Raw genomic sequence first — 12,856 nt, 5'->3', positions numbered from 1 at the left:
TTATTCATCCTCCGTCGTGATAAAGGTCTTCTTAATTACGCGCAAGTGCTGGTCGAATTGGTACCAAATGGGCTTGCCGTTGGGAACCTCCACCTGGTCAATCTCATCGTCTGGAATTTTATCCAGGTATTTGATCAGGGCCCGTAACGAACTCCCGTGGGCTACGATCAGCTGGTTTTTGCCATCCAAGAGCCGGGGCGCCACCTGGTCTTGCCAAAATGGCAGCAAGCGCCGCTGGGTCATCGCGAGGCTTTCACTCAGCGGTATCTGCACTCCAAGCCGGTCATAACGGCGGTCATGCTGGTGGTGGGTAAGTTTTGGTGGCACTTCAGTATAACCGCGCCGCCAGCGGTGGAGCTGGTCAGCACCGACTTCCGCCTTCACAACTGCTTTATTGCGGCCGGACAAGGCGCCATAGTGGCGTTCATTCAAGCGCCAGGTCTTGTGGACCGGAATATATAACTGATCAATTTCACCCAAAATAATATTAGTCGTGACAATCGCCCGGGCCATATAAGACGTGTTGGCATCGGCAAACTGGATGCCGGTCTGCCTGAGGGCCCGGCCAACCGCCACCCCCTGCGCAACACCCTTGGGTGTCAACGGAACGTCGGTCCAGCCGGTAAAAATATTGTCACGGTTGGCCTGGCTCTGGCCGTGACGAACAATTACTAAGTCTGCCATTTTCATTCTCGCACTCCCTTTACCCCTTTAATAATAGCGTACTTTCGGCGGCTTTACCAAAAAATCCTACAAGAAGGTCTTGATGATGACCATCAAAATCGGAATCACCACCACGCTGAGGACCGGCGTTTCGGTCACCATGATGGCGGCATAGCTATCATCGGCATGGTAGAGCTTGGAAACGACCGGCGCGTTGGTCATCACCGGCATCGCGGCTTGGAGAATGAAAACCTGCTTCATCAGCGGCGACATTGAACTGGGCAGCACCAGCAGGGCCATCAGGGCCGGCGCAAAGAGGAAGCGGCCGAGCAAAATTCCCCAGGCGTCCCGGGAAAGTCGCATCCGGCTGAGCCCGGCGTTGGAAATCGCGATCCCGATAAAGATCATCGACATTGGAATCGTCAGGGCACCAATGTAGGAAAGGTCGCTCATCACAAACTTCGGCAGGCTGACGTGGAGCATGACCAAGATTACCCCAAGAATAAAGCCCAGCAGCGGCGGGGAGAAGATCTTCTTGAGGGCCGTAAGCGGGTCGATCTTGGCTTCGTGCAAGCCGTCTTTTTGGATCAGCCAAACGCCGAGCGTCCAGAAGAAGGTCGTGTTTGCCATGTAGTAGACCAAGACGTACGGAATCGACGAGTTGCCAAACAGGGCCAGGTTGATGGGGAGGCCGATAAAGACGGTGTTGGAATTAAAAAACATCGACGAGAAGAGCCCGATGTGGGACCGTTTGATCCCAATCACTCGGGCGACCGCAAAGGAAAGGGCAAAGAGGATCAGCATAGAAATCACCGGATAACGGAGGTCGGGGAGCAGGGTCCGCAGTTGACCAGCCGAAAAGTCGTGCATAATCGTCGTCACCATGTAGCACGGGAGCGAAATCTGGGTGACCAGCCGGGAAATGATCCGCGGCGATTGTTCGTTAAACCAGCCGCGCTCGTTCAGCACGAAGCCGACAATGACCATTATTAGGATAATCAGGACGCCGGAGACGGCGGACAGGAAGATTGAGATCATTTTTTCATCTACTTTCGCTGATAAGATATCGTTATTGTACACCCCGAAAGCGATACCATTGTGGCGAATTTTACGACAAATTTGGTAAAACGATTCAAGTTTGCCCCACCCCCTAATCCTAATTAGCTTATAATAGTTTTAGTTACTAAAATAAGTTGTGAGATGGATAATGAAAGCAAAATGTAAAAAAGTGCTCAATTGGGCCTTACCCTACCTGGCAATCGCCACGATGACCTACATTATTATGTACCCCCAGGTGATTTCCCACGGAGTGATTCTCGGGACCGACTCGATTTTCCACTTCAACCGGTTTTATGATACCGCCAAGCAGATTCAGCAGGGCAGCTGGAGCTATTTTCAAAGCAATTTTTCCTTTCAGCAGAGCGGTCGGGTTATCAACGCCGTCTACGGCCCCCTCTTTGCCTACCTCAACGGCATCCTGCTTGGCCTGCTGGGGACCTGGTTCCATTACCAGGTCGTCTCCAGTTTCCTCGTCTACTTCATCGGTGGCGTGGGGATGTACCGGCTGGCGGTCAAGGTCAACGCTAGTCGGCGGATTGCCCTCCTCGTCAGCATGATTTTTCTCTGCCTCGGCTGGCTGCCCCGCTGGGAATTAGCGCAAAATATGAACGCCTGGGGCGCCACCCTCGCCCCATTCCTGATTATGCTTGGGATTACCATGCTCCAAGATCGCGCTCAGCCCGTACACTGGCTTTCGCTGATGACTTTGATGACCATTATCGTCCAAATTCACCTGCTCAGCTCGGTGTTCTTCACCCTGACCCTCATCCCCTTCTTCGTAATTGGCCTGATCCGCACGAACCACCGGGAACGGATGCTGCTGGCGACTTTAAAGGCCATCGTGGGGACGGTGATCCTGACTGCCAACGTCTGGGGAGCGCTTTTGATGCTCAACCTCCACAACCACATTGCCAAACCCGCGCCCTTTGACATGGTGGACAACGCATTAAAGCCCACCCGCTTTTCGAGCACCCGGGACTACCTGATTTACTTTTGCTGGCTCCTGTTTATCCTCCAGCTGCTATACGTCCTCTTCACCTTCCGGCGGTCGCTCGTCAACTCGACGGTCACCATCCTGGGGGCCGTATTGCTCTTCATCAGTTCGGTCTGGTTCCCTTGGTCACTTGTCCAGCACGCGCTGCCGGGCTTGCAAACGACCCTGCAATTTCCTAATCGGCTGACGATAATGGCCTACCCCCTGCTCTTAACGGGGGTCGCATGTACCTGCCAGCAGCTCATCACAGCACCGGGGGCCGATAAACTCCGGCTCCGCATCATCACCGGACTGCTCCTCTTCGCCCTCTTTCAGGTGGCAATTCCGACAACCACCAGTGTCTTTCAGCGCACGGCAATTTATGAATCGGACGAAGTGCTAAACACCTCCACCGCCCTCGCCTGGGTGACCCCTAATGCTAAGAGCATCCGCCAGGCCGTTCATAATGACTACCCCGGTCAGCTCCTGCTCCGGGTGGAAAAACGGGCCCCGGATTACCTGCCGATCCCGGAGAAGTACCTGCACAAAAAATACGTGCGATCTTACGCGTACCAGGATCAGGTGATCCGCCACTCCAAGGAGTTCAAACATACTGTTCTTCCAGGCGGCCGGCTCCAGCTGAGCTGGCGGGCTAAGCAGGCCGGCCCGGTTCGGCTGCCAATCATTACCTACCAGGAATCCCGGCTATCCGTCAACGGCCACCAGCTGCACCACTATCCCCGCTCCCGGGTTGGGGCCCCAACCGTTTACCAGCGCAAGGGAAACAACACGGCGGTACTAAGTTTTCAGCAGGCGGGCTGGTTCACCTTCCTCCTGGTGGTTTCGCTAACCGGTTTGACCGTGCTATGCGCTTACGGCCTCTACCGACTGGTGCGCTGGGTGCCACAAAAGTATCGAGAAATTATTAATCAATAGTCAGCAAAGGACCTGTGGCAAAACAATGTTTTGCCACAGGCCCTTTTATTGAAGCTTCTAAAGTAACTCCTCTTATAAACAGGAGCACAACACTAGTTCTACTTCCGGGCAGCCTGCTTTGCCTGATTATCGCGGACCGCCGACCGCATTGGGTAGGTCAGGTGAATCGTACTTGGTACCACCAGGGGAATGATAATTACCAGGATGATCAGTCCGATTACCACCGTCATTGCCACTTCAATCAGGGTCGGAATGCCGGACGGAATCAGTGAAGCAAAGGTCCCGCTAAGAATAACTGCGGCCGAGATTACTACCGTCCCGATGGCCGAGGCAGCCATCACAATCCGCTCCGTCGGCAGGTAGTGGTGGTTGTCTGTATTCCGGTAACGCATGATGAGGAAAATACTGTAATCAACCCCCAGGGCAATCAGCATAATAAAGCTGAAGAAGGGGGTGTTCCAGGTCAGCATGGTCCGGCCAAGAAGAAGCCGGGTCAGCAAGTGCGTAATCGACAGCGAAGCCATGTAGGCCGTCACCAGGGTCCCGAGCACGTAAACCGGCTGAAGGAGTGACCGGGTAACGTAAACCAAGGCTAAGCCAATTCCGACGATCATGATAATCGCGGTCCGTAAGAAGTCGCCGCCGGCAATTGTCTTGGTGTCGTTAATCTTGGAACTCTGCCCACCGACAACCACCGTTGCGTGGCTCAGGGCCGTGCCCTTCAGCGAATACTTGCTGATCTTGGTTAACCCGTCAACCGCGCTGGTGGCCCGGCTAGCACTCGGGTTAGAATTTAAGATCACCAGCAGCTTAGCGGTTTTCTTGTCGGCCGACAAGTAGTTATTAACCGACTGCTGAAATTCCGGATTGCGGCGCTGGTTATTCGGAAGATAGAAGCTATCCGCCGCGGCCGACTTTTGCAGGCCGCTGAGGTAATCGCCGCCCGCTTGCAGGCCGGAAGACATTTGCCCCATCCCGGCTACCATCGCCTGGTCAGAAGCTGCGCCACCAGTGGCGGCTGCCTGCATCGCCATCCCGGAAGACAACTGGGAAAGGCTGCTCTGGGCGGTGCCAAGCTGACCGGTCAGCTGCCGGAGCTGGTTATTGACGTATAGCTGGCTGACCTTCGTGCCCGCCGGCTGGGTTACCGAAGTTACCGTCTTCACGTCAGCGCTATCCTTGAGCTGGTTTGTCAAACGGTCAATTAACAGCAGGTTTCGTTCATTATCAAGTTTGTGACTGGATTTAATGTAAATCGTCACAGGTTCTGCCGTTCCCTTGGAAAAGTGGTCTTCAACCACGTTAAACCCTTTCTTGGAGGGCGTAGAATTACTGATTTCATCGGCGTCGTTATAGTTTAGCTGCCCATGGTTGACAAACCCCACCGGGAGGAGGATGGCGAAGACCAGCAGCAGGGTAATTACCGGGTGGTGGACGGAGCCGTTGGCCATCCGCCGCCAAAGCTTGCTGCTGGACTCACCGGTAAAGCGCTTGTCCGGCCAGAACATCTTCTTGCCGAGGACCGCCATAAAGAACGGGTTCAGCGTCAACAGGACGATCAGAAGAACCGCCACCCCGATGGCCACCCCCACGGCCGATTGGTAAACTGAGAACCGGGCCAGGCCAAGGGAGGTAAAGCCAATCAGCAGGGACGAGCCGGAATACAGGATCGTCCGGCCGGCCCGCTTCTGGGCATCCTTGGTTGCGGCCCACTTCTCCATCCCCTTGCCGAGGTTTTCCTTGAACTGATTATACAAAAGGATGTCGTAGTCGGTCCCGATTCCAAACAAAACGATAATCATAAAGACCTGGGTAAAGTTGGAAAACGGGAAGTTAAACTTATCAACCAGGTTGGTAACGATACTAAACGAGGTCAAAAAGGAAATTCCGACCATTAAGAGCGAAATCAACGGGGTAATTGGGGAACGGAAGACGATCAAGAGCACAATGAAGATAAAGATTACTGAAATGACTTCTGTCTTCTTGATCCCCTGCTGTACGGCACCGGAAAAGTCGTCATTCAGGATGTCGGCACCGGTAACGTACGTCTTGAGGCCATTCGTTTTCACCGCTGAAGACAGCTGCCGGTTGATTTTCTGCAGGGTCCCGTGGTCCTTACTGATGTTCAGCTGAACAAGCTGGGTTGTCTGGTCCTTTGAAATCAGCTGCTTGCGGGTAGCGGCATTATCGTTCGGCCCCATCACGGCCTTAATTCCGTACTCAGCCTGGTGTTTCCGTAAATAGTCCACCGTCTCCTGGACCCGCTGCCGGTCAGCAGCCGACATCTTCTGGTCGCCATTATTGAAGACCGCCACGACCTGGTAGGTGTTATTGACGTGGTGTCCCCAGTGCTTTTGTTCGATCGTCTGTGCTATCTGGCTCTGGGTGCTTTGGGGCAGTGTGATCTGGGAGTGTTCACGGGTCAGCTGGTTCACGTTTGGAAACGCCAGCAAAGAGAGCACTAGGATAACTACCCAGGCAAGCAGGGCGAAGAAATGATTATGAATTAGTTTTTTCAAACTTCCTGCGCCTTCCTTTCTTGTTAGCCAATGTCGATTATCAGTTGAAGCCACCGCCTAACGGTTAGGCCCTCCTTGGTCAGCCAACCGGGAGCCGAATCACCGTTTTGAGGTTGGCGGGCTTAGTGCGCCGCGGGTCGGAGAGGTAGATCTCGTGGTGGTGCCGCTGCGCAGAGTAGTCCGGCTTGAGTTTAGCCTGCGCAATAAAGCGCCGGAGTTTGCTGACTGTTGCGGGTTCGTCATCAAAGGGACCCCGGTGAAGGACCTGCACGCACTTTCCTTCCGTAAAGGTTCGCAAGCTGACCCGCGAAAAATCGAGTTCTTTCTTGGCGCCAGCTTCCCTTACCGCCCAGTCAAAGACCGCCGGGGTCACATAGTCGGGCACCCGCAGGCAGGAAATAAAAGCGAACTTTTCCTTGTGCTTGTAGTCCATCCCGTTGATCCCCGTTTGCCACCAAAAGCCCTCAAGCGGCGGTACGACAAAGTCAAAGTAGCCAGCTGGCTGGTAAGTCCCCTTCTTACTCATCTTAATGGTATAAGCTAGGCTGTATAATAGCTGAATTGACTGCTGGTACTCGCTTTCCGGCTGGTTCGGATCCCCCTGCCCCCGAACGGTTAAAAAGGTCATCGCCGGGACGTCCACCAGGGTCGGCTGTTCACCGGGCCGGTAAAGTTCTTTTTGCGCCTGCTTAAAATCATAGGCCATTGAAAACGCCCCTTTCTACAAGTCTAAGACAATCAGTTCGTTCCCCCAGCGTTTAATTAACGCCAGGAGGTCGGGAATTGCCAGCATGACCGTCTGCCGGTTGGTATTCGGGTGACAGCCGATCCGGTGTTCCTGTTCAATAATCGTGCGGTCCATAACCACCCGCACGTCATGCTTTGAATTATTGACCAGGTTTAGCGGTGAGACCGCCCCGGCGGCGATCCCCAACTGCTCCTGGAGCTGGTCAGCCCTTGCAAACTGCAGCCGTGAACTATGCAGCTGCTTCCGAAGGGCCCGCAGGTCTAAGCGTTTCTGCTCGTCTATAACCACCAGGTAGAATGCCTGCCCGGCCCGCAAGAACAGGTTCTTGGTGCGGGCAAACTGGTAGCCCTTGACGTACTGATCCGCTTCCTGAGCGGTATACACCGGGGGATGGTTAATCAGCTGGTAGCTAACCCCCGCTCGCTGCAGTTCATCAATCACGGGATTATCCATTAATATCCGACCTCCTCAACGCACTAGCGTTTCTTCTTCACGACAGCCGCCTTGACAAACAGGTCGGCAAAGATGGCGATACTCGTCAAACTAAAGCCCAGCACTAAGCCAACGTTTGCTGACTTCAGAGCAAACGAAATGGCGCTGCCAACTATTACCAAAGCCCCCAACAGGCAGTAGTCCCAGAAGCCGTCCCGGGAACGCTGACGGCGGTAAACGTCATTGACCAGGAGACATAAGTAGTAGCCAGCGCTACTGGCGGTGATTAACACCCAGACAAATAACCGGCTGACCGCGTGATCTGCAAGGTAGTCCAGCCCCACGGTCATGGACAATATTGCCAGGACCATAAAAACGTGCGAGTACATCAGGACAAATCCCCGGGACCGCTGGTGATGATTAATCAGCTTCTCGGTCTGGATAACATAGGAACCAAACATCGCCGCAAGCAGGACAAAAATGAGCAGTGGGAGCGGCCGAAAAAGCGCGCCGGTAAAATACCGGGTGACGTTCACCAGGGCTTCGCCAAAGCTAATGATGATAATTAGGCCAAGCCGCTCCAGCAAGTGCGGGAAGTTAACGTTGGCCGGAATAAACTGGTGGTAAATCGCCAACGGCATTAAGAAGCCGAGCAGACCGCCAAAGACACACCAATAGATCCCGTAGCGGTAGCCGCTCAAAAGACCCACCAACACCGCAAGCAATTCGAGGCTGAGGGTAATGGTAAAGGCCCGCACGTCACGATCGCGCAGGGGTGCCTTTTCTGACCCGCAAAGGTACTGTCCCAACAACACGGCCACCAGTAACAGGACGGCCGAATTAAAGGAGTGAAAGGTTAGCGACCACTCAGTGTTAATATTGTTTGCCAGGTAGGCCATCGCGTACATATTGATCAGCAGGCCAGCCGTATCAATCACTCGGCTACGGCCAAAGCGGTTGATATAGAGCACTTGGTAAAGCCAGAGCTGCATTACCATCACGACCACGAACATAAACTCGACGTACGCCAAGGGCGGCAGCCCACCGGCGACCGGGTGGTGAATCATCCCGGTAATCTTAGAGATCGCATAGACAAAAATCAAATCATAAAATAATTCAAGCGTTGAAACCCGCTTAGCAACAATTTCTTTCAACTCAATCCTCCACAAGTCCGAATACTAATCACGAAAACGAGCTAATACAGGGTAGGTACTAAGCCGCCATCAAGCCGTAACGCCTCACCGGAAAAGGAGGACGAATACGGGCTCGCGACAAAGGCCGTAAAGCGGCCCACCTCTTCCGGCCGAATCAGCCGCTGAATCTGCGATAACGGGCGGTGGTGCTTCATAAAGTCACCCTCCCACTTGCTTTCTGGCAGGCCACTGTCCTTATACATCTCGACCAGCATCTGCTGGACCCCTTCCGTCAGGGTTGAGCCGGGCATAATCGTGTTCACCGTTACGTGCGTCCCCTTGGTTAGCTTGGACAGGCTCTTTGCTAGGGAAAGGTTCATCGTTTTGGTCAAACTATACTGGGGCATTTCGCCGGACGGCATGACCGCCTCTTCGCTAGCAATAAAAATAATGCGGCCAAAGTCCTGGTCCAGCATTTTCGGCAGGTAGAACTTGGCCAGGGCGTTCCCGGAATAGAAATTAACGTCGATAAAGTGCTGCCACGTCGCTTCGGAAATTTCAAAGTAGTCCATCGGCTTGAAGATCCCCATATTGTTCACCAAAATGTCAACCTGCGGGAGCTGGTCAAACAGTTGCTGCCGCTGGTCGTCCAAGGAAAGGTCAAAAGCGGCCGCGCGCGGACTAGTGTGCGGGTAGGCCGTCTTAATTTCCTTTACGACCCGGGCGACATCCGCCTGCTTACGCCCGTTAATAATTACGTTGGCACCCTCCTTCGCCATTTCAATTGCAATCGCCTTCCCAATTCCCTTCGTCGAACCGGTAATCAGCGCGGTCTTATTTTGTAAACCAAGGTCCATAATTTCAACCTCCGATAAATCAATTAATGTTTCCAGACTCAGTAAATACTAAGTTAATGATATTATAGATAATTATTATTCAGGGCACCAGTAAGTTATCTCAAACCGTTCACTCCCACTTGCTAATTCATTGCAATTTAATTATTTTCTTTATATTATATAATAAATAGCGGATTTAAGCTGTGAAAGGAGTGTAATTATGGATAGATTTCCTAGCAACCGGCGGCCTGTCGCCGATCTGACCGGATTAAACAGATTTTTAACTAAGATGTATGGCTTGATGACATTCGCAGTATTGATTTCCGCTCTGACCGCGTGGCTAGTTGCCAACGTTTTTGCTAACCAGTTTGCTGCCTTTTTGGCCAATAACCGTTGGGGAATTTGGCTAATCATCCTACTCCCCATCTTTCTCACCTTTGGAATTAGTTTTAACGCCACCCGGAGCCCCGGTATGAGCCTATTTCTCTTAATCCTTACCGCAATTATTTATGGGATTACCTTTGCCTTTATCGCTGGTGCCTACACCGGTGCCGACATCTCCACCGCTTTTCTTTCTTCCGCGGGGATTTTCCTGACGATGGCCCTGATCGGTACTTTTTCGCACCGCGACTTTTCACGGATCGGCTCGTATGCTTCGGCCGCGTTGATTGGCTTAATCATTGCCATGCTGGTGAACCTCTTTCTCCACAGTCCCGCCGTCGACTACGTGCTTTCGGTCATCGCGGTAATCATCTTCACGATTCTGACCGCCTGGGATGCCCAGCGGATGAAGAGCATTTACACCGGCTATGGCGACCAGCTTTCCGTTAATGGCCTGGCAGTCCTGGGGGCGTTGCAGTTATACCTTGACTTTATCAACCTCTTCATCAGCCTGCTTGATATTTTTAGTTCAAGCGATGAACGGTAGGCTGACATAAAGTATTAAAAAGTAAATAGCGCAGTAGCTGCCTGGTAGGTCAAATGGGCTTGCTGCACTGCGAAAGGCAAGCATCCCCAATCAGTTTTTCAGCTGATTGGGGATGCTTTTTCTCACTCTTTTTTCATCAAGAAGGCTGCTTTCCATTTGCCTTTCTATTGAACAACAATTTTACAGCATTTAATGACTTAACCGTGCTAAGCTCAGTTACTAACCAATCATTTCCCGGGAAATACTCTATTAGGAATCACCTCGCATACCCACTAAGAGCTGTTTAATCATGCTCTATATCTTTGCATCGCAAGATTCTTCCATTCCCGGACATATTTGAAACTTGAAACCGGCGAACACCCAAGTAAGGTGTCCGCCGGTTTGTGAAAGTGTTTAATTAAACTAGTCATCAATCCGTTCCCAAATAAAGAAGCCAATCCCAATAAGCAAACTGATTGCGGCGTATAAGAACAGCCAATGGTTAAAGAAACCACCAACGATGCCGATAACCCCCGCAACAATTAGTAAAATGAGGCCAGTGACGGAACCGCCCAGTGAGTCGCTATTTTCAAAGATAATATAGATGATGCCGGCAGCAATTAGTATCCCGGCTAAAATAATTTCTAAAACGCCAACAACTAAATTGCTGCCAAACCAAGTCCCAAGGATTCCATCCATGATCCCATCGATTAGGAGCCAGATAGACAGCAATAATAGAAAAATTCCAGTAATTAATTTTGCAATTCTCATCTCAAAGTCCCCTTTCCATCTCTACACTTCTATTATTAAATAAATTATAAAAATTGCCAAATAATTACTCTTATAACTATCTATTTTCGAGCTGATGAATTACCTTAAATTATGATTCTGCTCTTTAGCCTAATTAAAGCACTGCCGGTGTAGTTTAGCTAGGTAGCAACTCCGGCGGCTAGCTGACGAGCCCGTAATCAGCCCAAAGTTTTGCCAAACGCAATGCTTGAAGCCTAACTGCCGGAGCGTCTGCTTAATAAAAATCCGTTTAATCGCGTTACCATTCAAATACTTAATATACGCAGTCGGTGAGCTGGAACTCGTCAGCACATAGCAGTGCTTAATATTGGTCAGCTCTCCCTTCACGCCGGTCTTGTGTACGGTATGAGTTAGCCCCGGTCCCTCCTTCATCACCTTATCGATAAAGCCCTTTAGCATTCCCGGGATGCTGTTCCACCAAATGGGCGTAATAAAAATAACGGTCTCCGCTTGTTTGAGCCAGGCTAAATATCGCTTTACCAAGGGATCAACCGTTTCACCCGCATGGTACAAACGTAATTCCTGAGTAGAATAAACCGGTGAAAAATGGTCAGCGTAGAGGTCGATTACTTGAAAAGGCTGATGACTACTCGTTAAGTTTTCCACTACCGCTTCCAGTTCCGCATGGTTAAAACTGCCGCTAAAGGGGTGGCAGTACACAATTAAAATCACTTGCCTGCTCCTTTCCCGACCAGCTGGTTTAACGTTGTTGCAACCAGGTCAGCATCATAGTCAGCGGCACCGTTCATTATCAGGAAGGTATAGCCCTGGATAAACGCCCAGACTTGGGTAAACAAGTCCTGATCGCTAACCGTACCCGGATTCAACTGGCGGATAAGGACCATGACCTGGTTATAAAACTGAAAGTCACTATTCGTGTGCTGATAAAATTCTTTCAGGCCGGGATTAAAAAACAGGAAGTCAACCAGTTGGGGCCGGCTAACGCACAGTTGGCACAGGCTGTTTGCTAGTGTCAGCAATTGTTCCTTCGCCGGTAATGACCGGTCCGGGAGCAACCGTTCTGCAACCCGTTGTGATAAGCGCACGGAAACTTGATAAAACAGTTTCTCCTTATTGCGGTAGTGCTTGTACAAGGCCCCAGTTGTCATCCCAATTTGCGCTGCCAATTTCCGCATGGATAGCTGGCGGTAGTCTGCGGTCATTATCCACTCAATCGTGGCCTGAATTATCTTTTCTTCTGTTTGATCCATATTCAGCCCTCCAGATAACGATGTTATTTGCGTTTTAAAGATAACACTGTTATCCAAGGACGTAAAGGGGGTAATTAGAATGTGCTATAATTTGAGCGAAGGTAAAAACACAGTTTGGTTGGTAGTCCAAACCTCGGTTAATGCTGAGCAGTATCCTTCCCCTCCGGGATGTCCCGCCTTCAGAAAAATAATCAAGGAGGGGACATGATGGTTATCCAGTCTTGTCTAACGATAGTTTTTGACGGCAGTTTTTACAGGGCGGTTTGGGAACGCCACGACGGCGCTACTTATTCGGTCGCTTCGGTTACCCTTGGCAGCTCGATGCCAAAGATGCCGGTAATATTGCGGTTAGTAAACATAGGCTGGCGGCAATTCCACTTTCACCAGGTCAACGCTGACCAGCAAAAAGCAGTTCGGCGGCAGAATCCCAAGCGGGCCCAACGGTTAGCTAACCAGGCGCTGAAGACGCAGGGCATCAGTACGAAGGCGCAGGTCGCTTTGCAAAGCCAACTGGAAGAAAAACGGACGCTACGAAAAGATGCCTATACTGCCCAAAAACGGTTATTGAAAAAGCGGCGCTACCAACAGCGCGTTCAAAAACGACGGAATAAACATCGTGGACACTAAAT

General features: G+C 51.4%; 13 protein-coding genes. 3 read left to right on the top strand and 10 right to left on the bottom strand.

What is annotated here, in order from left to right; translation table 11 throughout:
• Complete coding sequence (locus HMPREF0494_RS06910) at positions 1-684, bottom strand: 2,3-bisphosphoglycerate-dependent phosphoglycerate mutase (RefSeq protein ID WP_187368696.1); 684 nt, start codon at positions 682-684, stop codon at positions 1-3.
• Between the two features lie 66 nt (positions 685-750).
• Complete coding sequence (locus HMPREF0494_RS06905; protein ID WP_040458939.1) at positions 751-1,701, bottom strand: AEC family transporter; 951 nt, start codon at positions 1,699-1,701, stop codon at positions 751-753.
• A 169-nt stretch (positions 1,702-1,870) separates the two neighbouring features.
• Here HMPREF0494_RS06905 and HMPREF0494_RS06900 point away from each other — a divergent pair, with 169 nt between their 5' ends.
• Positions 1,871-3,631, top strand: a complete 1,761-nt coding sequence (locus tag HMPREF0494_RS06900; protein ID WP_007124235.1) for a glycosyltransferase family protein — start codon at positions 1,871-1,873, stop codon at positions 3,629-3,631.
• Between the two features lie 98 nt (positions 3,632-3,729).
• Here the strand turns inward: HMPREF0494_RS06900 and HMPREF0494_RS06895 are convergent, their stop codons facing one another.
• The 5 genes from HMPREF0494_RS06895 to HMPREF0494_RS06875 form a co-directional block, all read right to left on the bottom strand.
• Positions 3,730-6,150 carry an MMPL family transporter gene (locus tag HMPREF0494_RS06895; protein WP_007124234.1) on the bottom strand — a complete coding sequence of 807 codons (2,421 nt, stop codon included), beginning with the start codon at positions 6,148-6,150 and terminating at the stop codon, positions 3,730-3,732.
• 79 nt (positions 6,151-6,229) lie between these two features.
• On the bottom strand, positions 6,230-6,856 hold the full coding sequence (locus HMPREF0494_RS06890) for a GyrI-like domain-containing protein (RefSeq protein ID WP_007124233.1): 627 nt from the start codon (positions 6,854-6,856) through the stop codon (positions 6,230-6,232).
• Between the two features lie 15 nt (positions 6,857-6,871).
• Positions 6,872-7,351, bottom strand: coding sequence for a prolyl-tRNA synthetase associated domain-containing protein (locus HMPREF0494_RS06885; protein WP_007124232.1), 480 nt, complete (start codon positions 7,349-7,351; stop codon positions 6,872-6,874).
• A 23-nt stretch (positions 7,352-7,374) separates the two neighbouring features.
• The gene (locus HMPREF0494_RS06880; RefSeq protein ID WP_040458881.1) at positions 7,375-8,484 is read right to left on the bottom strand and encodes a low temperature requirement protein A; all 1,110 of its coding nucleotides are present in this window, start codon (positions 8,482-8,484) and stop codon (positions 7,375-7,377) included.
• Positions 8,485-8,525: 41 nt separating this feature from the next.
• Positions 8,526-9,320: an SDR family NAD(P)-dependent oxidoreductase gene (locus tag HMPREF0494_RS06875; protein WP_007124230.1), complete on the bottom strand. Its 795-nt coding sequence runs from the start codon at positions 9,318-9,320 to the stop codon at positions 8,526-8,528.
• A gap of 199 nt (positions 9,321-9,519) precedes the next feature.
• Here HMPREF0494_RS06875 and HMPREF0494_RS06870 point away from each other — a divergent pair, with 199 nt between their 5' ends.
• Positions 9,520-10,227: a Bax inhibitor-1/YccA family protein gene (locus tag HMPREF0494_RS06870; RefSeq protein WP_007124229.1), complete on the top strand. Its 708-nt coding sequence runs from the start codon at positions 9,520-9,522 to the stop codon at positions 10,225-10,227.
• Positions 10,228-10,629: 402 nt separating this feature from the next.
• Here HMPREF0494_RS06870 and HMPREF0494_RS06865 read toward each other — a convergent pair whose 3' ends face one another.
• The 3 genes from HMPREF0494_RS06865 to HMPREF0494_RS06855 all read right to left on the bottom strand — a co-directional run bounded on the left by HMPREF0494_RS06865 (position 10,630) and on the right by HMPREF0494_RS06855 (position 12,227).
• Positions 10,630-10,977 carry a hypothetical protein gene (locus HMPREF0494_RS06865; RefSeq protein ID WP_007124228.1) on the bottom strand — a complete coding sequence of 116 codons (348 nt, stop codon included), beginning with the start codon at positions 10,975-10,977 and terminating at the stop codon, positions 10,630-10,632.
• Between the two features lie 129 nt (positions 10,978-11,106).
• Positions 11,107-11,688 carry an NAD(P)H-dependent oxidoreductase gene (locus HMPREF0494_RS06860; RefSeq protein WP_007124227.1) on the bottom strand — a complete coding sequence of 194 codons (582 nt, stop codon included), beginning with the start codon at positions 11,686-11,688 and terminating at the stop codon, positions 11,107-11,109.
• A complete protein-coding gene (locus HMPREF0494_RS06855; protein ID WP_007124226.1) occupies positions 11,685-12,227 on the bottom strand; it encodes a TetR/AcrR family transcriptional regulator in 543 nt (180 codons plus the stop codon). Before HMPREF0494_RS06855 ends, HMPREF0494_RS06860 begins: the two co-directional genes overlap by 4 nt.
• Positions 12,228-12,434: 207 nt before the next feature.
• On the opposite strand from HMPREF0494_RS06855, the gene HMPREF0494_RS06850 reads away from it, so the two are divergent.
• The gene (locus tag HMPREF0494_RS06850) at positions 12,435-12,854 is read left to right on the top strand and encodes a YjdF family protein (protein ID WP_040458880.1); all 420 of its coding nucleotides are present in this window, start codon (positions 12,435-12,437) and stop codon (positions 12,852-12,854) included.
• The last annotated feature ends 2 nt before the right edge of the window (positions 12,855-12,856 follow it).

This window comes from Limosilactobacillus antri DSM 16041 (genome assembly GCF_000160835.1).
In the GTDB taxonomy this organism is placed as follows: domain Bacteria; phylum Bacillota; class Bacilli; order Lactobacillales; family Lactobacillaceae; genus Limosilactobacillus; species Limosilactobacillus antri.
This window is presented reverse-complemented; position numbering and strand designations above follow the sequence as displayed.

Coding starts and splice junctions, on each gene's coding strand:
- HMPREF0494_RS06875 (WP_007124230.1), bottom strand. CDS start 9,320: ATGGACCTTGGTTTACAAAATAAGACCGCGCTGATTACCGGTTCGACG.
- HMPREF0494_RS06855 (WP_007124226.1), bottom strand. CDS start 12,227: ATGGATCAAACAGAAGAAAAGATAATTCAGGCCACGATTGAGTGGATA.
- HMPREF0494_RS06870 (WP_007124229.1), top strand. CDS start 9,520: ATGGATAGATTTCCTAGCAACCGGCGGCCTGTCGCCGATCTGACCGGA.
- HMPREF0494_RS06865 (WP_007124228.1), bottom strand. CDS start 10,977: ATGAGAATTGCAAAATTAATTACTGGAATTTTTCTATTATTGCTGTCT.
- HMPREF0494_RS06890 (WP_007124233.1), bottom strand. CDS start 6,856: ATGGCCTATGATTTTAAGCAGGCGCAAAAAGAACTTTACCGGCCCGGT.
- HMPREF0494_RS06905 (WP_040458939.1), bottom strand. CDS start 1,701: ATGATCTCAATCTTCCTGTCCGCCGTCTCCGGCGTCCTGATTATCCTA.
- HMPREF0494_RS06910 (WP_187368696.1), bottom strand. CDS start 684: ATGGCAGACTTAGTAATTGTTCGTCACGGCCAGAGCCAGGCCAACCGT.
- HMPREF0494_RS06900 (WP_007124235.1), top strand. CDS start 1,871: ATGAAAGCAAAATGTAAAAAAGTGCTCAATTGGGCCTTACCCTACCTG.
- HMPREF0494_RS06885 (WP_007124232.1), bottom strand. CDS start 7,351: ATGGATAATCCCGTGATTGATGAACTGCAGCGAGCGGGGGTTAGCTAC.
- HMPREF0494_RS06850 (WP_040458880.1), top strand. CDS start 12,435: ATGGTTATCCAGTCTTGTCTAACGATAGTTTTTGACGGCAGTTTTTAC.